At 59.7% G+C, this 20,382-nt stretch carries 19 protein-coding genes and 2 pseudogenes; 8 read left to right on the forward strand and 13 right to left on the reverse strand.

Annotated features, from left to right (window positions below):
• Positions 1-143: 143 nt before the first annotated feature.
• From ABIE40_RS29935 to ABIE40_RS29950, 4 genes are all read right to left on the reverse strand, one after another.
• A complete protein-coding gene (locus ABIE40_RS29935; protein WP_199629789.1) occupies positions 144-1,667 on the reverse strand; it encodes an aldehyde dehydrogenase (NADP(+)) in 1,524 nt (507 codons plus the stop codon).
• Between the two features lie 129 nt (positions 1,668-1,796).
• Positions 1,797-2,348, reverse strand: a complete 552-nt coding sequence (locus tag ABIE40_RS29940) for a 3'-5' exonuclease (RefSeq protein ID WP_199629788.1) — start codon at positions 2,346-2,348, stop codon at positions 1,797-1,799.
• 251 nt (positions 2,349-2,599) lie between these two features.
• The gene (locus ABIE40_RS29945; protein ID WP_199629787.1) at positions 2,600-2,815 is read right to left on the reverse strand and encodes a hypothetical protein; all 216 of its coding nucleotides are present in this window, start codon (positions 2,813-2,815) and stop codon (positions 2,600-2,602) included.
• A gap of 160 nt (positions 2,816-2,975) precedes the next feature.
• A complete protein-coding gene (locus ABIE40_RS29950; protein WP_112720112.1) occupies positions 2,976-3,206 on the reverse strand; it encodes a hypothetical protein in 231 nt (76 codons plus the stop codon).
• 179 nt (positions 3,207-3,385) lie between these two features.
• Between ABIE40_RS29950 and ABIE40_RS29955 the strand changes: the two genes are divergently transcribed.
• The 3 genes and pseudogenes from ABIE40_RS29955 to ABIE40_RS29965 all read left to right on the forward strand — a co-directional run bounded on the left by ABIE40_RS29955 (position 3,386) and on the right by ABIE40_RS29965 (position 4,611).
• Positions 3,386-3,952 (forward strand): alpha/beta fold hydrolase, encoded by a 567-nt coding sequence (locus tag ABIE40_RS29955; RefSeq protein WP_502944843.1) that lies wholly within the window; start codon positions 3,386-3,388, stop codon positions 3,950-3,952.
• Positions 3,879-4,049, forward strand: a pseudogene (locus tag ABIE40_RS29960) (AraC family transcriptional regulator); the annotation flags it as partial. The gene ABIE40_RS29955 and the pseudogene ABIE40_RS29960, both read left to right, overlap by 74 nt.
• 271 nt (positions 4,050-4,320) lie before the next feature.
• A complete protein-coding gene (locus ABIE40_RS29965; RefSeq protein WP_199629807.1) occupies positions 4,321-4,611 on the forward strand; it encodes a type II toxin-antitoxin system TacA family antitoxin in 291 nt (96 codons plus the stop codon).
• 636 nt (positions 4,612-5,247) lie between these two features.
• Here the strand turns inward: ABIE40_RS29965 and ABIE40_RS29970 are convergent.
• The 4 genes from ABIE40_RS29970 to ABIE40_RS29985 form a co-directional block, all read right to left on the reverse strand.
• Positions 5,248-6,846 carry a DHA2 family efflux MFS transporter permease subunit gene (locus tag ABIE40_RS29970; protein ID WP_199629786.1) on the reverse strand — a complete coding sequence of 533 codons (1,599 nt, stop codon included), beginning with the start codon at positions 6,844-6,846 and terminating at the stop codon, positions 5,248-5,250.
• Complete coding sequence (locus ABIE40_RS29975) at positions 6,806-7,312, reverse strand: isoprenylcysteine carboxyl methyltransferase family protein (RefSeq protein ID WP_199629785.1); 507 nt, start codon at positions 7,310-7,312, stop codon at positions 6,806-6,808. Before ABIE40_RS29975 ends, ABIE40_RS29970 begins: the two co-directional genes overlap by 41 nt.
• Positions 7,309-8,361, reverse strand: a complete 1,053-nt coding sequence (locus ABIE40_RS29980) for a type III polyketide synthase (RefSeq protein WP_199629784.1) — start codon at positions 8,359-8,361, stop codon at positions 7,309-7,311. Before ABIE40_RS29980 ends, ABIE40_RS29975 begins: the two co-directional genes overlap by 4 nt.
• Before the next feature lie 192 nt (positions 8,362-8,553).
• Positions 8,554-8,898, reverse strand: coding sequence for a DUF2147 domain-containing protein (locus ABIE40_RS29985; RefSeq protein ID WP_199629783.1), 345 nt, complete (start codon positions 8,896-8,898; stop codon positions 8,554-8,556).
• 646 nt (positions 8,899-9,544) lie between these two features.
• Here ABIE40_RS29985 and ABIE40_RS29990 point away from each other — a divergent pair.
• Positions 9,545-11,552 (forward strand): annotated as a pseudogene (locus ABIE40_RS29990) (putative bifunctional diguanylate cyclase/phosphodiesterase).
• A 285-nt stretch (positions 11,553-11,837) separates the two neighbouring features.
• On the opposite strand, the gene ABIE40_RS29995 reads toward ABIE40_RS29990, so the two are convergent.
• The 5 genes from ABIE40_RS29995 to ABIE40_RS30015 are packed head-to-tail and all read right to left on the reverse strand — an operon-like array spanning position 11,838 to position 16,692.
• Positions 11,838-13,298, reverse strand: a complete 1,461-nt coding sequence (locus ABIE40_RS29995) for an aldo/keto reductase (RefSeq protein ID WP_199629781.1) — start codon at positions 13,296-13,298, stop codon at positions 11,838-11,840.
• Positions 13,299-13,302: 4 nt separating this feature from the next.
• Complete coding sequence (locus ABIE40_RS30000) at positions 13,303-14,274, reverse strand: branched-chain amino acid ABC transporter permease (protein WP_199629780.1); 972 nt, start codon at positions 14,272-14,274, stop codon at positions 13,303-13,305.
• A complete protein-coding gene (locus ABIE40_RS30005) occupies positions 14,271-15,182 on the reverse strand; it encodes a branched-chain amino acid ABC transporter permease (RefSeq protein ID WP_199629779.1) in 912 nt (303 codons plus the stop codon). The genes ABIE40_RS30000 and ABIE40_RS30005 overlap by 4 nt, the downstream gene beginning before the upstream one ends.
• A complete protein-coding gene (locus ABIE40_RS30010) occupies positions 15,179-15,919 on the reverse strand; it encodes an ABC transporter ATP-binding protein (protein ID WP_148195235.1) in 741 nt (246 codons plus the stop codon). The genes ABIE40_RS30005 and ABIE40_RS30010 overlap by 4 nt, the downstream gene beginning before the upstream one ends.
• Positions 15,916-16,692: an ABC transporter ATP-binding protein gene (locus tag ABIE40_RS30015; RefSeq protein ID WP_354541243.1), complete on the reverse strand. Its 777-nt coding sequence runs from the start codon at positions 16,690-16,692 to the stop codon at positions 15,916-15,918. The genes ABIE40_RS30010 and ABIE40_RS30015 overlap by 4 nt, the downstream gene beginning before the upstream one ends.
• A 133-nt stretch (positions 16,693-16,825) precedes the next feature.
• On the opposite strand from ABIE40_RS30015, the gene ABIE40_RS30020 reads away from it, so the two are divergent.
• Genes ABIE40_RS30020 through ABIE40_RS30035 form a run of 4 tightly spaced genes read left to right on the forward strand, consistent with a single transcriptional unit; the run spans position 16,826 to position 20,255 of the window.
• Entirely contained in the window at positions 16,826-17,596 is a 771-nt protein-coding gene (locus tag ABIE40_RS30020) for a GntR family transcriptional regulator (RefSeq protein ID WP_502944844.1), read from the forward strand.
• The gene (locus tag ABIE40_RS30025) at positions 17,589-17,936 is read left to right on the forward strand and encodes a TIGR04076 family protein (RefSeq protein ID WP_199629777.1); all 348 of its coding nucleotides are present in this window, start codon (positions 17,589-17,591) and stop codon (positions 17,934-17,936) included. Before ABIE40_RS30020 ends, ABIE40_RS30025 begins: the two co-directional genes overlap by 8 nt.
• Positions 17,937-17,946: 10 nt before the next feature.
• Positions 17,947-18,999, forward strand: a complete 1,053-nt coding sequence (locus tag ABIE40_RS30030; RefSeq protein WP_199629776.1) for an aldo/keto reductase — start codon at positions 17,947-17,949, stop codon at positions 18,997-18,999.
• Positions 18,996-20,255, forward strand: coding sequence for an ABC transporter substrate-binding protein (locus ABIE40_RS30035; RefSeq protein WP_199629775.1), 1,260 nt, complete (start codon positions 18,996-18,998; stop codon positions 20,253-20,255). Before ABIE40_RS30030 ends, ABIE40_RS30035 begins: the two co-directional genes overlap by 4 nt.
• The last annotated feature ends 127 nt before the right edge of the window (positions 20,256-20,382 follow it).

Here is a 20,382-nt window from a genome sequence, read left to right on the forward strand (position 1 = left end):
CGCGCCGACCTTGGTAAAGTCTCCACGACGATGGACTGCGCATTCTTAATCATGGGTCACGATAGTTTGTCTGCGCGTCCCGCGCCACAGCAGAGCGCTTCAGAAGGTTGGCGCGCGGTCCCACGGGGACCGCGCCCAGATCGTTACCGCAAGGCGATCGGGCGGATCGCTTTTGGAAAGTCTTGATAGGACACCGGTCGCAGAAACCGATAAATTGCGAGTGTTCCGACCGAGGTAGAACGGCCATCGGCCGTCGCCGGATAGGGGCCGCCGTGCACCATGGCAGGCGACACCTCAACCCCGGTGCCGAAGCCATTGACGAGCAGCCGCCCCGCCAGCATCTCAAGCTTCGGAACAAGACGTCGAGCGTCGTCGATATCGCTATCGTCGACATGCAACGCGACGGTGAGCTGGCCCTCGAGAGCGTCAATCACCTTCTCCAGCTCATCGAAATCCTTGCAGCGCACGACTAGCCCGGCCGCGCCGAAGACTTCGTCCTGCAGTTCGTGATGTGCGAGGAGCGAGGCGGCCGACGTTTCAAAGAGCGCGGCCACTCCGTCGTATTTGCCGCCGGACTTTCCCTTGGCGAGCATGGAAACCTCGGCATGTCGTTCGAGGCGGCCGACGCCCTCTCGAAACGCCTTGGCGATGGCCGGTGTCAGCATCGTCTGCGCCCCGGTCTCCGGCAGCAGTTCCCTGGCCCTCGCGATAAAGGCGTCGAGCCCCTTACCGTGTACGGCCAGGATGAGACCGGGGTTCGTGCAGAATTGGCCGGCGCCGAGCGCCAGTGACGAGACAAAAGATGTCGCGATCTCCTCGGCACGATTAGCAAGCGCTCCCGGAAACAGGATGACCGGGTTGATGCTGCTCATCTCGGCGTAGACGGGGATCGGCTGCTTGCGTTCGGATGCGATCTTCATAAGTGCGGTCCCACCTTTGCGGGAGCCGGTAAAGCCGACCGCGCGGATCCTCGGGTCGGCGACCAGCTGCTGCCCCACGTCGAAGCCCGTGTCGAACAGAAGAGCGAACGTACCAACGGGCAGGTTGGCTTTCTGGACGGCACGCTGGACTGCGCGCCCCACGAGTTCGGACGTCCCTGGATGCGCCGAGTGGGCCTTTACGACGACCGGGCAGCCGGCGGCCAAGGCTGAGGCTGTGTCGCCGCCCGCAACCGAAAAGGCCAAAGGGAAGTTCGAGGCGCCGAAGACGGCGACAGGCCCGATGGGAATGTTGCGCAGGCGAAGGTCCGGCTTGGGCACCGGCTTTCGCGAGGCATCGCCCGCGTCGAAGCGGAGCTCCTGAAACCGGCCTTCGCGGACCTCCTTTGCGAACAGCCGAAGCTGGGCGGTCGTACGGGCTCGCTCCCCCTCCAGCCTCCCGCGCGGAAGGCCAGTCTCGGCCATAGCGCGCTCGACCAGCTCATCGCCGACGCCTTCGATCTCGGTCGCTATCGTCTCGAGGAAGGAGGCTCGCGCTTCGAGGTCCGTTTCGCGATAGATGCTGAAGGCCTCCCACGCCAGACGGGTAGCATCCTCGACGTCGGCAGGCGCGGCGCCCCCGAAAGAAACGGCCAGGGACCTTCCGGTCGCAGCTTCGATCCCCGAAAACTCGCCGTTCGAGCCGCGCTTTTCTGATCCTGCGATCAAAAGGTTCCCTTTAATTGCCATTGTAAACACCTCCGATGAAAAGTATGACTTTTCATATAGTCTTGCTCATTGGACATTTCGACCCGCATCGATCATCGGAGGGTGTTTTCCGGGAATTTGCGGGGTCCGGGTTTTTCACGTCAGGGCGGGTCAGGTGCGCGCCTGCGCGATCGCCAAGCTCTCGATAGCCTCCCGCACCAGACGCAATCTTTCAAGTTCTAGGGCGGCGTCCTGAAGCGCGCGGTGGGCCGGTCTAGCAGGCTCGCTCCGCGCAATGACTTTTGCAACGAGCGCAGCGGCGTCAACGCCACGCACATTTCTGTCTTCAATCAGCATCAAGGCAACCTCCACGAAGAGATCGTCGGACTTTCGCACCCGCAGACTATGTCTCGGAACCCCTCCGGCGCGAAGCAGGACGCTGAGCCATTTTCCGTCCCATGACGGCGAACTCGCGTAGAGATCATGATCGGACAGCGTTGCCATCATCTCGTGGACCACCAACGAAACCGGGACGCCTTGATCAGCAAGCTTTTCTCGGGAAATGCCATGAATGCCTTCTGCGGTTTCCGACCAGTCCGTCCAGTTCGGCTCCGGAGCGATGAGCAGAGACCGCGACCGGCCGTCCTCGAACACCCAAGCAATTTCGATCGGATAGCTATGCTTGCTGAGCGAGGAAGCTTCGAAATCCAGGAATACGATCATGGTCGATCTCTAGTCGAAGTCGCCAGTTCTCCCAGCCCGGAAGACGACCACGGGGTCGCCCTCTTCTCCGACTGCGGGACGGCCGTCTCGCCGCACGACTAACACTCCAGCGTGGCGGCTCGCAGCTTCTTTTGCCTCGGCAATGGCCTCTTCTTCTGTGCCGCTGACGACGGTCTCCCATGCTTGTATGGGCTCGCCTCGGTCATCGAGATCGTAGGCGAATATGCTCAATGCAGAAAACGTCCCCGGCATCATGCGGTGCCGTGTTTAGGTGGGGCAAGCTGCGCCGCAGTTTCGCGGACGTCATCCTTGCATTCTTCGTCGTCCGAGCGGTCAAGCTTAGCCCTTATTCGGAACGCCTCCCCCTCTGTAACTCCGATAGGCTGGTCGGAATCATCAGGACGGCCTGCGCTGCTTCGTTTGATCGCCGCATCCTTCGGGGCGCCGTTGGGATCGATCTTAGACATCTCTTTCTCCTATTCGTACATCGCGGAACGGAATCCGTCAGAGGATACGTCTCCCCATGCCGGTGGACGAACGTCATTTCCCTAAGGACGGCCTCGGGTAGATATGATGGTCCGCCTGCCGTCGTTGGTGTTCGTGTAACGCTTACGCAACTACACGAGACTATTCCCGGTTGGCGGTCTGCGGGGCAGGGATGCGGTCCTTCGCATCAGCACGGCCTGTGGTGGGATCGGCGTCCGTCACGCCGTCACCGGCCTCGCGGCTGCTGCCCATATTTACCGGCGGCGCGCGGCGGTCGTCGGCGTTTGTCTCCGGCAGCTCGTTGTCCTGGGTGTCTTCGCTCAAAGACTTCGGCGGAAGCTTTGCAGAGCTTGGGATTGAATTGTTGGTCATGCTCTTACTCCTTATGGAACGGAACTCGCAGGCGCGGAGCAAGTTCCCGGTAACGGCGTCGTTGTGCTTCATTCTTGTTTACGATCACAACACGCCCGTTCAATGCAGATGCTCGTTATGTGGCTCGTCACCAGGAACGTGTCGCCAAAGCGGTACTGGTCGCATCATTGACGCCAAACATGTACCGGAGCGAGGAAAACCCGACGGGCCAGGCGCCGGAATGGTTCGAAGCGATCCGGGCAGGCGTATTGGGCAACCGGTCGCAATTCTACCGTTTCGTCGCTGAGAATCCGTTCTACGGCTATAAACTCGATGGTACCAAACCCTCGGAAGCCGTCATTGCGAACTGGTGGCGCCAGAGCATGGCTGGCGGCGCTCTTGCCCATTACGCGACAGTCGACTCCTGGCTCGAAGACTATTCCGAGGATCTTAAAAAGATCACCGTGCCGGTGCTGGTGATGCATGGCGAGGCTGATGAGGTCGTCCCGTTCGCGAGTTCAGTGCCGCGCGCCGTCAACCTGCTCAAGAACGGCTCGCTAAAAACCTATCCAGGCTACCCCCACGGCATGCTAACCACGCATGCGGATGTTCTCAACCCCGACCTGCTCTCGTTCATCAGGCACAATAATGGCCCGAGGCCAGAGGGGGCTTATGTCGAGCTTCAGCCGTTGACGACGCCACCTCCATCTCGTCATCGGGCTCCGGCGTGCGACGGTTCATCGGGTGGCAGGCGACCTGGGGTATGAATCGACGACGGCCTTCATCGTCGTGTTCAAGAAGGCGCTAGGTATCACGCCTGCGCGCGACCATGCCAGTCGATTTTTGGGTGCCGACAGCGTCTAAGGCCCTTGGCCTATTCGAAGATCAAGTGCAAAAATGCAAGGAGCTGGGCAGGTTCTACGCAACTCAGCAAGTATTCCTTGATTGGGGGTCCTGTTCTTGCCCAGCGAATGCCGTTCGACCTTGCTTGGTCGAATCCAACGCTTGGACTATCTGCAGACTTCACGCCCTGAGGTAAGCCAAGAAGATATAGAAATGCGCCTGGGTGACCTGTACGCCTTGAAGGCGCACAGCATTGGCGACGAGAAGATTTTCGCCTATATTCCGTCGAAAGATGGAGGCTGACGTGCCTAGCATAGCAAACGAGAACAGTGAGCGTATGAGTTTGAGGGTGGCTGCCACGGCCAAGGCTAAACTCTTGCGTGCTGCGGCGCTTCGTAATACCGATCTGAGGGATTTCGTGACGCAATCCGCCCTGCGAGAAGCAGAGGCTGTGATCGAGGAAGCCGAGACGATAAAAGTGTCGAAGCGCGATCATGTTTGCATCCTTGAGCTTCTGGAAAATCCGCCTAAACCTAACGCCAAGCTGCGCGCGGCGATTGCCGGTTTGCCTGGCAACCGATGACTTTACCTGCATGGCATGGGAACCGATCGCTAAGTCACAGGGTCGGGCAGTCTTCGATTGCGGCGACCGTCAGATGAACGAGTTTCTGCTCCGTTTTGCCCGACAGAGCCACGGACAGAATGCCTCAAAAACCTTCTGTGCTACCGACGATGCGGTGCCGACCATATTCTTACATTCTATACGATCGCGCCTTCGGCAGTCGAGCATGCGGCTGTGCCTGATGCACTGACACGCGGTCTTGCGAGCCATGGTGTGCTGGCTTCAGACTTGCTCGAGTTGGCTACCGATCGCGCGGTTGCTGGACAGGGACTGAGAGGCCGGGTTCTTCCCCCCGCAGCGCTTTGCTGCCCGTGTCTTACAGGAGAGGGCGGGGGCTTCCATTGATCATCTTCAGGATGAGCTATACCACCAGGGAACATATAAGGAGCCGGCGCCTGCGGAGGCCCGGCTAGAGAGGAAAAGGCCGAAGCGGCCTTCATCAGCCATTCCGGCGAAATGAACGACCCGATTGCCGAGTTCAGGACTGCTCAGCCGTCATTCTGTTCAAAACGAAATGCCACCTCACAAGCCGCGAACCGAGGTGGATGAGCCGGCGACCTCGGAGTAATGCTCCCAATCTGGCTCTGACCACCATGATCAAACCCTCTCAAGGTGGTTCGAGCTTGCATCAGGATGTGATGCAACGCTTCTCGCGAAGGGTATAATCAAAATAGCTACGACAGTAATCAGGGCAATCATTGCCCAAGCTTCGTTGAGCGCTTCGACCGTCGCGGCGGTTTGAACGAGCGGATCGAGCGTTGATGTCGCCTGTTCGTCAAAGGACCCGTTATGGCCCGCTATCATGGCGGTCGGTACGCCGACGAATTGCGCAACTGAGAGATTTCCTTTCTCCAGACCGTTCCAGATCTTCTGACCGAGCAGTTCCGATCGGGTGTAAATTACGGTGTCTATCAGCGCGATACCGATCGCGCCGCCAAGGTTGCGCATGAGGTTGAATAGTCCGCTGGCGTCTGGGACGTGGTCCGCTGAAAGGTTGCCGAGTGCTAGCCTGGTGGGGGGTAAAAGGCAGAACATGATGGAGACTCCTCTCACCACCTGAGGCCAGAACATCGCATCGAAGTCCGATGTCGGATTTTGAAATGCGCTCGCACCTATTCCGACGGCAAAGAGGGTGAAGCCTGCAGCGGAAAGCAGCCTCGGATCCATTCGTTTTTCCAGGGCGACTGCGATTGGGGCGGTGAAAAGCTGCGCAATACCGGTTACCAGCATCGTCATACCGATCTCCAGAGAATTGTGTCCCCTGACAAAGGCAAGAAAGACAGGCATCAGATACACGGACCCAAAAAGTCCGATGCCGAGCACGAAGCTCAGCGCCGAACCGATTAAAAAGTTTCGATCCTCAAAATTCCGTAGCTCTACCAAGGGAGAGGCAATGCGGAGCGACCGCCAGATAAAAAACGCGGCAGAAATCGAAGCGACAACAAACAGCCCGCCGCTGGTTAATGAGAGCCATCCACTGGTAGGCGCTTCCTTTAATCCGATTTCCAGACAGATCAGCGCTGTAGCCATGGAAGCCAGTCCCGGAGCGTCAAACCCTTTTATTGGCGCAACGGAGGTGCGCTCGCGGGGAAGCGATCTGGCAGCCACACCGGCAGCGAGGATGCCGGGGATGACGTTGATGAGGAAAAGCCAGTGCCAGGAATAGCTTTCAGTCAGCCAGCCCCCGACGATCGGCCCGACCGTTGGTGCAAGCACCGCCAGCACGCCAGCGATTGTCGTCGCCAGCGCCTGCCGATTGTCCGGGAAGAGCAGGAACACCGCGGAGAACACGGACGGGATCAGCGTGCCGCCTGCAAAGCCCTGGAGGACCCGCCACCCGACGAGTTGGCCAAAGCTGATGCTCGCCGCACATCCTGCCGAGGCGATCACGAAAACCGCCAGCGAGACCACAAACAACCAGCGCATGGTCAGAACCCGTGTCAGAAAGCCGGTCAAAGGGATCGCGATGACCTCCGCAATGAGATAGGCCGTCTGGATCCAGCTCATCTGATCCGGATCAATATCGAGCGCAGACTGGATGGACGGCAAAGAGGTCGCCACGACCTGCACGTCCAGGATAGCCATGAACATGCCCACGCACATGGCGATAAAACCTGCCCAGACCAGGCGCGGGCGAGCTTTGATGGGATCGGCGTCAGATTGTATCGGCACGCGGCAACCCTCTGAGGGCGGCATTTTCCGCCTTGATACGGATATTCAGAACGATGACATTGGCGACCGAAAATACCAATGCGTAAAGTGGCATGCCGAAACATAAAGGCAGGACCGCGATTTCCCCGATCACGACGACATAGTTGGGGTGTCGCAGGAAGCGATATGGGCCCGCGGATACGAGCGGTTCTCCGGGGACGACGATGATGCGCGTCGTCCACCGCCAGCCAAGCGTCGCAAGTGTCCAGAACCGAAGGATTTGCAGAAAAGCGAAGACGCTCAACCAAGCAAGGGACACTTGCTCATCCCACGCGAGCATCCACAATCCGACAAGCCAGAGTCCATGCAGCAGTACGATCAGTGGGTAATGCTCGCCTGCGACCTCGCTGGCGCCCTTCGCCAACAGCCGCTTCGTATTGCGCCTTGCCAGCCATAGTTCACCAAGCCGCTCCAACGTGACCGCCGCTAGCAGAAGGATGGAAAGGATCATGCGGCCGCCTTCAAAGATACGCAGCTTGCCGTAAAACCGGGTCCCATAGCTGTCAGTACAGTGCGAGCGGGAAGTCCCGCGCCAATCAAGCGTTCGAGGACAAATATGGCCGTCGGTGCGGACATGTTGCCGTAGTCAGACAATACTTCTCGTTCGTGATTGAGTGTCCCCTGACCCAGTGCAAGGGCGGATTCGAGAGCGTCGATGACCTTGGCGCCGCCGGGATGGCACGCGAACCGATCGATGTCCGACAGCGATAGACCTGATCGAGCTAGAATAGCGCTGATCGCCGGTCGAATATTAGCCTCGGCAAAGGGCGGGATAGCTCTGTCGAAGATGACACCTAAGCCTTCGGCGTCGACGCTCCATCCCATGATGTCGAGCGTGTCGGGCCAGCTATGCTGCCCACTCATTTCGACCTCGGCGATACCGTCACGGGCGGCGCTGATGACGCAGGCTGCGGCGCCATCGCCGAAGAGTGCGGTCGCCACGATATTGGCCTTGGTCAACTTGTCCATCCGAAAAGCGAGTGTGCAGGTCTCTACGGCCACCATCAGGACGACGCAGCCCGGCTTTGAAGACGCCAGCTGCGACGCGATAGCTAGGCCGGACACTCCGCCCGCACAGCCCAGCCCAAATACCGGCACCCTCACGATATCATCACGAAAACCGAGCCTGGTGCTGACGCGAGCATCGAGACTGGGTGTGGCAATACCGGTCGATGAGACTGTTACGACAAAATCGACCTGCGATGCGGCCAGGTTCGCGGCCTCTAAGGCCTTGCCGGCCGCGTCAAAGAAGAGCTCGCTGGCACCCTCGATGTAGGCCGCGTTTCTGTCCTGCCAACCGGACGTTTTCAGATACCAATCTATCGGCCGAACTCCGTAGCGGCGTTTGATACAGGCGCTCTCGAACACTTTCGAAAGCCGATCGAAGTCGCCGAAGCGTGCGGCAAAAGCGCTGTGTGAGGCGACAGCGGCGTCGTGCTGGTCGATGACATGAGGAGGAACAGCTGTTCCGATGGATATCAGCTTAGCGGTTTCAAACATGAAGGCTTTCAAAAGTTGACAGCGAAAGCCCTCTCCACCACGGGTCGAGCCTAGATTTACAACGATTCTAAGGAAGAATTAGTTTCGTGGCGGCCCCATCATTTCAAAATCAGATGTCAGAGACGATCGAATGCAGGCCTTCACGCGAAGAGAAGCAGGACGGAGCGCGGAGGAGCACTTACGCTCGGGGCACTATTGGGAAGCGCGCGTCCAAGTCTCAGTCTTGCAGAGGACGCTCGTTGCACAGCCTTGGAGTTTCAACCTATCGCCCGAGACTGCGAGTTTGCCGCTGTAGGTCGCGTTGTTTCGCGGGTCAGTAAGTCGACCCTTGTACAAATCGCCATCGGGCTGAAACGACCCCAGCTTTTGACCGGCATACTTGCCCGATTTGGCGACGATGCAGTATTGGGAGCCGCAACGATCGATGACGGAGAGTTCGCCATTCTGCGTTTTCCAGCTGCCCACTATTGGATCGGCGCCCGTTGCCGCACCGGAAAGAGCTATAGATACAGCTGCGACCGTAAACGCGCGAAACATAGTACGCTCCTTGTTTTCAACCAATCAAGTATGTAGCGGCAACGAGCTTAGGCAAGGCCGAATTGTGGAGCCCCTCAGTTCCGTCCGACACGGCGAGCGCAGTCAGGCGTGATCATCCTCATTGCTTGGTTGGACAGCAAACAGTCAGCTTATTGATCAGATTCATGACCTCGTCGCCGCACGGTGGGTATCGTACGGGGCAACGAGCATCAGGATCACAAGCACCCCATCACGAGAATGGGAAAGCCAGCTTGGTTGGACACCCAGCACTCCAAGGGATAAGCGACCCCCGCTAAGAATGGTCCGCCCCCACCGAACAGCCATCCGCGAGGAGCTTATGGGCGATACGTCGATCAATTCGAGTTCGAAAGTCGGCAGGAGAGCAATTGTTTTGAGTACGGTATCATACATGCGGCTTTTTTCATGTTTTAACCCGCGCAGGCTATCAATCTGGGTCGTACCCATCGTGCTGGATCATTAAATGCCCCACCTGAAGCCTTCTCTTCCGTTCAAGATCATCTTCGCGACCCTGTTTGCGGCGATCATTATCGGCACCGTTTACGGGACCATGATGTACGCTGTGGTGCAGTCGGATCGGTCAACCGTTGAGCGGCAAGACAGCTTGCTTGCCCTTGTCGTCGGTAAGATGCAGGACTCGATCGCGCATGACCAAGAGAGTGCGACCGTCTGGGACGACGCTGTCACGCATGTTGCTGAGGGTGATCGAGAGTGGATGGCTGCCAACCTCGGGCGGTGGATGAACAGCTACTTCGGTCACGACGCCGCATTCGTGTTGGGTCCGACAGACCAGCTGGCGTATGGGTACTCGGCAACGGAGACGAACGACCAAGTTGCTTTCGCCTTCGTCGCCGCCGATGCGCTTAAACTGGTGAAGAAGCTGCGAAAGCGGCTGGCGGACGGGGATTCAGCCGGAACGTCCGACAGAAGTCTGAGCATCGGCGAAAGCGACATTGTCAAGATCAGCAACCGGCCTGCGATATTGAGCGTCAAGCCTATAGTCTCGGACAGCGGGGAGATTGCTGTCGATGAACAACATCAGTTTGTCCATATCGCCTTGCGCTATCTTGACGGGGATTTCGCCGATACGTTGGCGTCGGAATATCTTTTCAACGATCTCCGCTTTGAATGGAGGAAAGACGGGCGGGCGGGGCGAAGTGTATTTCCTCTGACCTCACGATCGGGCCAGGTCTTGGGCTACTTTAGCTGGGTGCCTTTCCGGCCTGGCACTGAAGTGCTGCGGGCAACAGAGCCCGTCCTTGCCGTAGGCGGGCTTCTTGTGCTTGCTGTCATGTCGGCATTTGTTTTGCTTCTTCAAGGAAGGTCCAGTCGGCTGCGCGAAAGCCAAAGCCGGCTGCAGCATCTGGCTCATCACGACGTCCTGAGTGGCTTGCCGAACCGAGCTGCCTTCAATGCCGCCGTGGAAGAAACATTGGTAAAGTCTCAAGCGGCGGTCCTTTTTGTTGATCTCGACCGCTTCAAGAATGTCAACGATACGCTCGGTCATCCCGTCGGCGACAAATTAATCGCCGAGGTAGGCAGCAGATTGCGTTCTGCTGTTGGCACTGGTGTCCTGGTGGCCCGTATCGGTGGTGACGAATTTACCATTATAATCCCGGACCCACAGATGAACCTCGTCGAGAAGTTGGCCGAGGACATCGTCGCTGCAATACGCAGCCCATTCGAGATCGATGGGCAACCAATCCTTATTGGTGCAAGTATCGGTATTGCTGTGTCATCAAGCGGCTCAGATGCTCAGGACCTTATCCGTCGGGCTGATATCGCGCTTTATCACGCCAAGGAAGCAGGCAGAAACCAGTTTGCGATTTTCGGGCAACACATGGACGACCTGATCCGGACACGTCGAGACCTTGAGCGCGATCTTAGAACTGCATTGGAGACCGGTGATGAGATCGCCGTTCACTATCAGCCAATTTACGCTTCTGACGCCCGATTGATCGGCGTGGAAGCTCTAACAAGGTGGCATCATCCTACCAAAGGTCTTGTTCAACCCGATACATTCATTTCCATTGCGGAAGAAGCGGGTCTGATTGACAGGTTAGGCGAGATTGTTATGAGCACCGCGCTGACCGATGCAGAAAAATGGCCAGAGCTGATCGTGGCCGTCAATGCCTCCCCAAAAGAGCTTCGATCAGAAACCTACGCTCTGAGGGTGATCGGCTTGCTGGGCAAGTTCGATTTCGACCCGCGCCAACTCGAAATCGAAATCACCGAGCGCTGTCCTGGAGGATGAAGAGGCGTGTCGCCGAAACATTCGGGCTCTTCGCGAGATTGGTGTCCAGATCGCGCTCGATGATTTTGGCACGGGCTTCTCGTCGTTCGGACGCCTTCAAAAGCTGGATGTCGATCGGATCAAGATAGATCGCTGCTTCGTGGGCGAATACGGCAAGCCGGGCAGCAATGCTGGGATTGTCCAGGCCATGATTGAGCTAGCTCATGCTGGTGGAATGAGAGCAACGGCCGAGGGCATCGAGACCCCTGAACAGCAGGCTTGGCTCATCGACGCCGGGTGTGACGAACTCCAGGGATTTTTCCTTTCACGGCCCGTTGTGGCGTCCGAAATCGAACGTTTAAGGTCAGGCGCTGTTCATGAAGGCGGAGCAGCAGCAGGTTGATAGGCGTTCGTTCGGCTCTGGTGATGACTTGCCTATCGAAGTGGATCCCAGTGAGTTAAGACAATCGCCGGCGGAGGGCCTGTGGTCGGCCCTCGGCCGGCTCTTCTATTGCGGGGCAGCCGCGACCCACAGATTTCCGCCATTCTGGCGGTTGCGCCGCGACGACGTTCGACGAGGTCTCAGCGTGCGAGACTTAGCCTGCAAATGGCTTCCCAGCAAGATTCGGTACGCAAATAGACAGAACCATCCAACAAAGGGTTGCCCAGCGTGACACTGTTGCTGTCGTCAGTCGCAGATTGCTTCCGCCTCGATTTCAACCTCATAGTCTCCGATGAGGCCTCCGGCCTCGATAAGCGTATTTGCGGGCAGAACGGTTGCAAAAGCGCGGCCGTGGGCCCGGGATACCGGTTCCCACTGGTTTGCGTCACGCAGATAGATACGCGTGCGGATCACGTCTTCCATGCGGGCGCCAAGCGCAGAGATCGATGCCGCGATCTTGTCGAGAATGTAAGTGGCTTGCGCACCTGCATCGCCTGGTGCGACGCAGCGGTCTGCACCATGGGTCGCGGTAGTGCCGGAGACGACAATACGGTTGTCGATCCGCACGGCGCGGCTATAGCCGGCGATCGGCTCCCAGACGCTGCCGGACGAGACGCGCAGCCGGCCCGGACGACCGGGGACGGGCTGAGCACTGTAGACCGAGGCTATGGCATCGAGATGGTGGCTGAGATCGCCAGAGGCGGTAAGGAAGGGCGGCTTGCGATATTCATCTCCGCAGTCGCCAGGAATAGGCTGCGTCTTGGCAAATGCAGCACTCAATGCAGCGTGATCCTCGGCGTCGAGCGCGAAGGAGAAGACGTTCAGGTTGTCGCCGCGGTGTTCGTTCTCGCCGATGCGCGCGCCGACGATGGTGGCCGCAACCGACTGATGTTCCAGAACCCAGCGGCTCGCGACGTTCGAGATCGAAACACCATGTTTGGCCGCAATGGTTGAAGCAGCGCTCAGGATGCCCTGAAAGGGGCCCCATCCGCCGGCGGTATCGATGAAGCGCTTATATTTCGAGCGGCTCCAGTCCGCGACCGATACCGGCTCGGGCTTGCCCAGCCACTTCTCAGAGAGAAAGCCGCCGCACAGCGTCCCATAGGCGAGAAGCTTGACGCCGCTTTCGGCACACAGCGTCGAGAGCGCACCCGCAGCCCGGCGGTCGACCAGCGAAAACGAAACCTGGTTGCTGGCGATCTCGATGCCATCGGCAATCGCCAGCGCCAGATGTCCGGCGTCGAAGTTGGTGACGCCGAGCGCGCCGATCAACCCTTCCTCGCGCAGTCTCTGCATCTCGTGCAGGGCATCGAGCCATGCCGGATGCTCGAAGCTCCACCAATGAAATTGCAGGAGATCGACCTTGGCGACACCAAGCCGCGTCAGCCGCTCCTCGACGCCGCGACGCACGACCTCAGCCGACATCGGTCCCGGCTCCGGGCACCATTTGGTAAAGGCGGCCGGCCGCTGACCAATCTGATAGCGCGACAGCAGTCGCCCGGCGATGAGCTCGGCCGAACCGTAGTGGTCTGCCATGTCGAACGTGTCAAAGCCGTCGCGCGCATAGGCCTGCAATATGTCGGCGCCGCTGTCCGGGTCTATCACTGTGCCGTTCTTTTCGATGTCGGCCACCTGCCAGAGACCGCAGACGATGCGGCTGATGGAAAGGTCCTTGGTGAGGGCAACGCGTGGGGGCTTGGTGGACATGATGTTATTTCCCAAAGATCTGGTGGCGCTTGCCTCGAAGCGAGGCCAGCGCGTTGGAAGCGCCGAGAATGCCGCGGGGGCGCAGGAGAAGGATGAGGCAAAGCCCGACGCCGATCATGACGATCTGCAGCGACGACGCACGCGCCTGCTGTTCGGGCGGCACGAAGGCTGAGACGCCGGCTGCCGACAACGCCCATAAACCCCAGACCACCACCGCACCAAGGATGGCGCCGCGATTGTTGCCGGAGCCACCGACGATCAGCATGGCCCAGACCTGGAAGGTCAGGATCGGGAGATAGTTGTCGGGCGCGATGAAGCCGATGAAATGTCCCTGCGCGGCACCCGCCAACCCCATAATGGCCCCGCCGATGGTAAAGGCCTGCAGGCGAAAGTGGGTCGGTCGCTTGCCGAGCGCTTGTGCTGCGCTTTCATCTTCGCGGATGGCGCGTAAAACACGGCCCCAGGGGCTGTTGGCAAGATGCTGAAGGCCAATATAGAGCCCGAGCACCACGGCCGCCATCAGAGCAAGATTGGAAAGCGAAAATGCTAGCGGACTGCCGGCGAGGCCTGCGAAGGGACGCGGAATGAAGCCGATGCCGAAAGCCCCGCCGGTCAGCGGCTCCAGGTTGAGAACGCAAAGCTGCACGGTGACCGCAACGCCGAAGGTGGCAATGGCGAGATAATCGGATCGCAACCGTATGGTCAAAGCGCCGACCAGCCAAGCGGCCATTCCCGCAAACAGAGCGCCGCCAAGCCAGCCGATGGCGATAGGGAGGCCGAAGCCGCCGAAGCGGCCGGGTGCATCCGGGGTTGTCAAAAGTGCCGAAACGTAGGCGCCGATCGCGACGAAAGCGGCGACACCGACGTTGAAGAGGCCGGTCTGGCCCCACTGCACATTGAGCCCAAGGCACATGATGGCATAGGTCAGTGCCATGGTGAGGAAGAAGGCGGCGTAGGAGATCAGATCAAGGCTCATGCCGCCCTCCCGAATAGGCCCCGCGGGCGAAGAAGCAGAACCGCCACCAGAATGACGAAAGAGACGGCGGCTCGCCACTCTGCGCCGACGATCTGCACGGCCGCTGCCTCTGACAGGCCGACGATCATCCCAGCGATCATCGCGCCGGGGACGCTGCCGATGCCGCCAAGGATCGCCGCAGCAAAGAGCGGCAGCAGCAGGTCGTGGCCGAGATAGGGGCGGATTTGCACCAAGAGGCCGGTCATGATGCCGGCAATGCAGGCAAGGGCGGCACCGACGAACCAGACGACGCGGATCACGCGCCTGACGTCGACGCCGGCGATGCCCGCCAAGGCCGGGTTTTCGCTGACGGCGCGCATCGAGCGGCCGATATCGGTCCGTGTCATCAGCAGGTGGACGGCGACAACCGCCACCGCCGAAAGGGCGAGCGACAAGAGCTGATCAGGTGTCGCCCGCAGCCCGGCGCCGATTTTCACGGCGATCTGCAGCGTTTTGGTGTAATAGGCGGGTTTGGACGTGAAGATGAATTCGAGGAGGCTTCGCAGCGCAAGTGAGGCGCCGAAACTCGCCATCACCAGGATGATGATTGCACCGCCGCGCGCGCGCAGGCGCCCGAACAGCGCTCTATCCACTCCGAGCGCCAGCAACCCGGTCAGCAGGATCGCGACGGCGGCTGCGATCGGCAGCGACCAGCCGAAGGAGAAGGGTCCGATTGGCTTCGTCAATGACGTCGACACGAGCCCGAGGCCGCCGCTGACGGCGAGGGCCAGGTAGGCGCCCCAGGACAGCATTTCGCCATGCGCAAAGTTGGCAAAGCGCAGGATTGAATAGGTCAGCGTCACGCCAATGGCGCCAAGGCCGATCATGGCGCCGGCAATCAGGCCATCCATCAGAAATTGCGGGTTCATGATGCTTTTGGCGCCTCGTTGGTGGTGCCGAGATAGAGCTTTGCGATCAGCGGGTCGCCGAGCAGCATAGAGGCCTCGCCCTCGTGCCTGATCCTGCCTTCGACAAGAATGACGGCGCGGCCGGCTATCGCCAGCGCCGCCTTGACGTTCTGCTCAACGAGGATGACGGTAACGCCGCTGGCGTTGATCTTCTTCAGCATCGAGAACACCTCGCCGACAATCTTCGGCGAAAGACCGGCGGACGGTTCATCGAGGATGAGCACGGAGGGATCGACGATCAGCGCGCGGGCAACCGCCAGCATCTGCCGCTGTCCGCCAGACAACGTCCCGGCGAGGCGCGACGGCTTGCTGGCGAGATCGGGAAAGCGACCATAGAGTGCCGCTATCCTGTCGGCTCGCTCCTTTTTTGGCAGGACGGCTGCGGCAAGCTGCAGGTTCTCGTGAATGGTCATCGTCGCGAAAATGTTTTCTGTCTGCGGCACGAAGGCCAGGCCTTCGCCAATCTTGCGGTGGGGCGCGACGTTGGTGATGTCCCGCTCTCCGAGTGTGACGCTTCCCGAGTGGATGGGAACCACGCCAGCGACCGCCTTGACGAAGGTCGACTTGCCGGCTCCGTTTGGCCCGAGCAGCACCAGCAGTTCTCCCGGCGCCACCGAGAGATCGACGCCGCGCACGATCGGCAGGTCAGGCTCGTACCCGGCGATGAGGGCACGGGTTTGAAGTGCTGGTGCGGTCATGCCGCCGCTCCGAGATAGGCTTCGATGACATCGGGGTTGGAGGCGACGGCGGCAGGTGTGCCCTCGGCAAGCGGCTTCCCGAGCGCCATGGCGACGACACGCGAACACAGCCGCGATACCATATCCATATTGTGCTCGATCAGCAGGATCGACTTGCCTTGCGCATTGAGCTCCAGCACGCGTTCGATGATCGTTTCCAGGAGTGCCGGGTTGACGCCGGCGGCCGGTTCATCGAGCAGGATTGCCTGCGGATCGGCCATCAGGATGCGCGCGAGTTCGAGCAGCTTGCGCTGTCCGCCCGACAGCACCTTGGCCGGCTGTTTTTCGAGACCCGACAAGGTGACGAACTCCAAGAGCGCGCGCGCCTTGTCGACCGCCTGACGTTCCTGCCGCCTGACATGACCAAAGCGCAGGAAGTTGGCAAACAGCCGTTCGCCGTCCTGCGCCTGTGCGCCGACGAGCACATTCTCCAGCACGGTCATCTCGGGAAAGGGTTTCGGAATCTGGAAGGTGCGGCCGACGCCGCGGCCGGTCCTCTGTTCCGGGTTTTCCTGCGAAACCTCGCGGCCGCCGATCCAGATTTCGCCCGATGTCGGCCTCAGGCTGCCGGCAATCAGATTGAAGAGCGTGGTCTTGCCGGCTCCATTCGGGCCGATAAGCCCGAGCATCTCCCCTCCAGCGAGCCTGAGCGACATGCCGGAGACGGCGACGTTGCCCTGGAACGACTTGACCAGAGCGCGTGCGTCAATCACCGCTTCAGCGGATTTTGCCATTTTCGATGGAGCGTCTGGCACGGGCAACGGCATGGAAGTAAGAAGTCTCTTGATTTGATTGGTGATGTTTGATCAAACTTTACTGTATGATGAAAAGCAACCGAAAAAAAAGCAGTCTTCTGGAGCAGGCGGGATGGTAGTCTCATCTGCGCGGGCCCAAGCCGGCCGGTCAACCGATGGTGGCCACGATCGGGACGATCAGTTGTCGCCGGTCGGGCGCGAAACGCTGCACGACAGGGTCTACGCACAATTGCGCAATTCGCTGATCAACGGCATGTTCGATGCAGGCGATGTTCTGCGCATCGTCGATCTGGCCGAACGACTGCAGACCAGCACAATGCCGGTGCGCGAGGCGCTTGGCCGGCTGGTGTCCGAGCAGGCGCTGGAATCGCTTCCCAACCGATCGGTACGTGTGCCGCTGATCACGCGCGAGCGTCTCGATGATCTTGCCCGCGCCCGGATCCTGATTGAGGGCCAGATGGTTGCGCTGGCACTGCCCAGATTGACGGATAACGATTTTGCCTTCCTGAGGCAGATCAATGTCGATTGCGATCTGGCTTTCGAGGAGCACGGCAAGGATATCGGCCATGTGACCTCGGCGCTGAACCAGCGGTTTCATTTCCATATCTATCACGCGGCGCGCTCGCAGGTGCTGATCCCAATCGTTGAAAGCCTTTGGCTGCAATCGGGTGCGATCATCCGCAAGGCCGCCCATATTCACGACGAACAGGGCGGGCTTGCCGCTACCAATCATCATTGGGCGCTGATCGAGGCGCTTGAAAAACGCGACACCGAGGGGGCGATGCGGTCGCTGTCGAACGACATCAGTCGTTCCTTCGATCTCATTCGTAGGCGCCTGGATGGCGACCCTGAAGGCACCGCGTCGGGAGACAGCGATGGCTGAGCCCAAAGACGACGGCTTCGACCTCTTTGATCTCAGGGTCGACGTGATCATTCCGGAGGGCGGCGCCGTCTATTGCGGCGCCAAGCCCGGCGATCATTTCGAGCTCAGGGGCGAGATGCTGCACCTGCCGGACGGGCAGGGGATATCGATCTACTCGCTCTCTTCGGTGCTGCCGCTGCTCGCGGCCAAGCAGCGTGCGACGGATCGCAACGACTGGATGACGACGGACACCGACATCGCTTGCCCTGATCCCAACTGCTCGACACGGCTCAGGATCACCCGCACGGGTTTGCGCCGTTTCAGCCATGCCGCCACCACGGCGGTTCCCACCGACGAATAGGCACAACGACATGCAGCGCATCACCATCGCCCCCGATTATGAAATCTCCCGCGTCATTCGCGGCGGCTGGCAGCTGGCGGGCGGGCATGGCGCAATCGATGGCGACAGTGCCGTCGAGGACATGATCGCCTTTGCCGATGCCGGCATCACCACGTTCGACTGCGCCGACATCTATACCGGTGTCGAAGAGCTGATCGGCCGCTTCCGCGTTACCTATGGGAACCTGCGCGGGCAAGAGGCGCTGTCGCGTATTCGCGTCCACACCAAGTTCGTGCCGGATCTTGCCGTGCTGCCAAGGATCAGCAAGGCTTATGTCGAGGGCGTCATCGACACCTCGCGCAAACGGCTCAACCTCGATTGCCTCGACCTCGTTCAGTTCCACTGGTGGGCCTATGATATCCAGGGCTGGTTGCAAACAGCAGGCTGGCTGAAGGAACTGCACGAGGCCGGCAAGATCGGCCAGATCAGCGGCACGAACTTCGACACCGAACACGTTCAGGCGATCATTGGCTCTGGCGTGCCCTTCACCTCGCTTCAGTTGCAATACTCGCTGCTCGACCGGCGCCCGGAAAAGCGCATGGTGGCTCTCTCTCAGGAGAAGAGTTTCGCCCTGCTTTGCTATGGCACGGTGGCCGGCGGCTTCCTCGGTGATCGATGGCTCGGCCAAAGCGAGCCGGAGCACCCGCTCGAAAACCGATCGCTCACGAAATACAAGCTTATCATCGATGATTTCGGGGGATGGGACTTGTTCCAGGCCCTGCTTTCAACGTTGCGGCGCATTGCCGACCGGCACGGCACCGATATCGCGACCATCGCGAGCACCGCCATGCTGACCAAGCCCGGGGTCGCGGCCGTAATCGTTGGCGCTCGCAACAGGGATCACTTGCGTTCAAATCTCGCCATAGCCGATACCGCGCTCAGCCAAGGCGATATGGCTGAAATCGATGCGATCCTCGCCCAATCAAAGCCGCTCGACGGCGACGTCTATGCGTTGGAGCGGGACAGGGAAGGCCGCCACGGCAGCATCATGAAGTACAATCTCAACAAAGGGGAACAAAAATGAGAACGACAGTCCTGCTTTCCGCCATGGTCGCGGCGCTTGCTGCGTCCACGGTGCCGACATTTGCCGCCGACTGCGACATTACCGTCGGCCTGGTCATGGAGCTGACAGGTCCGGCCGGTGAATATGGCCAGGCGGGTGCAAAGTCCGTCGAGATGGCTTTCCGTGACTTCAACGATGCCGGTGGCATCAATGGCTGTAAGGTTTTAGCGGACACCCGCGACAGCCAGAGCCAGGGCAACGTTGCCGTTGATCAAGCCACACAGCTCGTCAATATCAAGAAGGTTCCCGTCATCATCGGTGGCATCATCTCCTCGGTCTCGATTCCAATCCTGACATCGGTGACGGCGCCGGCCGGCGTCGTGCAGGTATCGCCCGCATCCTCTTCACCGACGCTGACCGAGCTCGGCCGTAGCGGCAAGACGAACGGCGTGTTTTTCCGCACCATCACCTCGGATGCTCTGCAAGGTACGGCGGCCGCAAAATTTGCCATGGATCAGGGCTTGAAGAGGATCGCCATCATCAACGTCAACAACGATTTCGGCGTAAACATGGTCAAGGAGTTTGCCACGGCCTATCAAAAGCTCGGTGGCACGATAACCTCGACTACGCCCTATAACGAGAAGCAGTCGAGCTACACCTCGGAAGCCAGCACTGCCATGGCCGGCGACCCCGACGCACTCTATCTCGTCAGTACGCCTGTGGATGGAGCCACCATTGCTCGCGCCTGGGTTTCCGGCGGCGGCAAGCAGACATTCCTGCTAAACGACGGCATGAACTCCAAGGACTTCATCGAGAGCGTCGGCGCTCAGTATCTGGAGAACGCCTATGGCACCTCCTCCGGCACCAGTCCGACGGCGTCCACGGAATATTTCAACGGCAACTATGAAGCCTTCTCCGGCGGCATCTCGCCTTCTGCTCCGGCTGCCGACCGCTCCTACGATGCCGGTGCGATCGTCGCACTCGCCATTGCCAAGGCGGGCAAAGCGGATGCCGCCGCCATCAAGGCTGCGATGCCGGAAGTGGTGGCCGATGGCGGTACGCCGATCCATGCGGGAAAGGAAGAATTTGCCAAGGCCCTGCAGCTCATCAAGGATGGCAAACCTGTGAAGTATGAGGGGGTCATCGGTCCAGTCAGCTTCGACCCGTACGGTGATATTACCGGTCCTTTTCGTCTCTGGAAGATCAGCAATGGTGAAGTGACGACCGTCGGCGAGCTGAGCGCCGAAGAGGTCAACAAGATCAAGACTGCGAAATAGGCGAAAGGGCTCGGGACCCAAACCCGAGCCTTGCTACCTGTTGCTGGGTTCGCAGCCTTTCGCTTGACGCCCGGATACTCGTGAGCCTGGAAGGTCAAAGCTGCGTTGCAAAACAGCGTCCTACTCT

The organism is Rhizobium sp. OAE497 (genome assembly GCF_040546565.1).
Lineage (GTDB): Bacteria > Pseudomonadota > Alphaproteobacteria > Rhizobiales > Rhizobiaceae > Rhizobium.

Excerpts from the sequence above, each read along its gene's own strand:
- ABIE40_RS29935 (WP_199629789.1), bottom strand. The coding sequence starts at position 1,667 with ATGGCAATTAAAGGGAACCTTTTGATCGCAGGATCAGAAAAGCGCGGC.
- ABIE40_RS29940 (WP_199629788.1), bottom strand. The coding sequence starts at position 2,348 with ATGATCGTATTCCTGGATTTCGAAGCTTCCTCGCTCAGCAAGCATAGC.
- ABIE40_RS29945 (WP_199629787.1), bottom strand. The coding sequence starts at position 2,815 with ATGTCTAAGATCGATCCCAACGGCGCCCCGAAGGATGCGGCGATCAAA.
- ABIE40_RS29950 (WP_112720112.1), bottom strand. The coding sequence starts at position 3,206 with ATGACCAACAATTCAATCCCAAGCTCTGCAAAGCTTCCGCCGAAGTCT.
- ABIE40_RS29955 (WP_502944843.1), top strand. The coding sequence starts at position 3,386 with ATGTACCGGAGCGAGGAAAACCCGACGGGCCAGGCGCCGGAATGGTTC.
- ABIE40_RS29965 (WP_199629807.1), top strand. The coding sequence starts at position 4,321 with ATGGAGGCTGACGTGCCTAGCATAGCAAACGAGAACAGTGAGCGTATG.
- ABIE40_RS29970 (WP_199629786.1), bottom strand. The coding sequence starts at position 6,846 with ATGCCGCCCTCAGAGGGTTGCCGCGTGCCGATACAATCTGACGCCGAT.
- ABIE40_RS29975 (WP_199629785.1), bottom strand. The coding sequence starts at position 7,312 with ATGATCCTTTCCATCCTTCTGCTAGCGGCGGTCACGTTGGAGCGGCTT.
- ABIE40_RS29980 (WP_199629784.1), bottom strand. The coding sequence starts at position 8,361 with ATGTTTGAAACCGCTAAGCTGATATCCATCGGAACAGCTGTTCCTCCT.
- ABIE40_RS29985 (WP_199629783.1), bottom strand. The coding sequence starts at position 8,898 with ATGTTTCGCGCGTTTACGGTCGCAGCTGTATCTATAGCTCTTTCCGGT.
- ABIE40_RS29995 (WP_199629781.1), bottom strand. The coding sequence starts at position 13,298 with ATGTCCACCAAGCCCCCACGCGTTGCCCTCACCAAGGACCTTTCCATC.
- ABIE40_RS30000 (WP_199629780.1), bottom strand. The coding sequence starts at position 14,274 with ATGAGCCTTGATCTGATCTCCTACGCCGCCTTCTTCCTCACCATGGCA.
- ABIE40_RS30005 (WP_199629779.1), bottom strand. The coding sequence starts at position 15,182 with ATGAACCCGCAATTTCTGATGGATGGCCTGATTGCCGGCGCCATGATC.
- ABIE40_RS30010 (WP_148195235.1), bottom strand. The coding sequence starts at position 15,919 with ATGACCGCACCAGCACTTCAAACCCGTGCCCTCATCGCCGGGTACGAG.
- ABIE40_RS30015 (WP_354541243.1), bottom strand. The coding sequence starts at position 16,692 with ATGGCAAAATCCGCTGAAGCGGTGATTGACGCACGCGCTCTGGTCAAG.
- ABIE40_RS30020 (WP_502944844.1), top strand. The coding sequence starts at position 16,826 with ATGGTAGTCTCATCTGCGCGGGCCCAAGCCGGCCGGTCAACCGATGGT.
- ABIE40_RS30025 (WP_199629777.1), top strand. The coding sequence starts at position 17,589 with ATGGCTGAGCCCAAAGACGACGGCTTCGACCTCTTTGATCTCAGGGTC.
- ABIE40_RS30030 (WP_199629776.1), top strand. The coding sequence starts at position 17,947 with ATGCAGCGCATCACCATCGCCCCCGATTATGAAATCTCCCGCGTCATT.
- ABIE40_RS30035 (WP_199629775.1), top strand. The coding sequence starts at position 18,996 with ATGAGAACGACAGTCCTGCTTTCCGCCATGGTCGCGGCGCTTGCTGCG.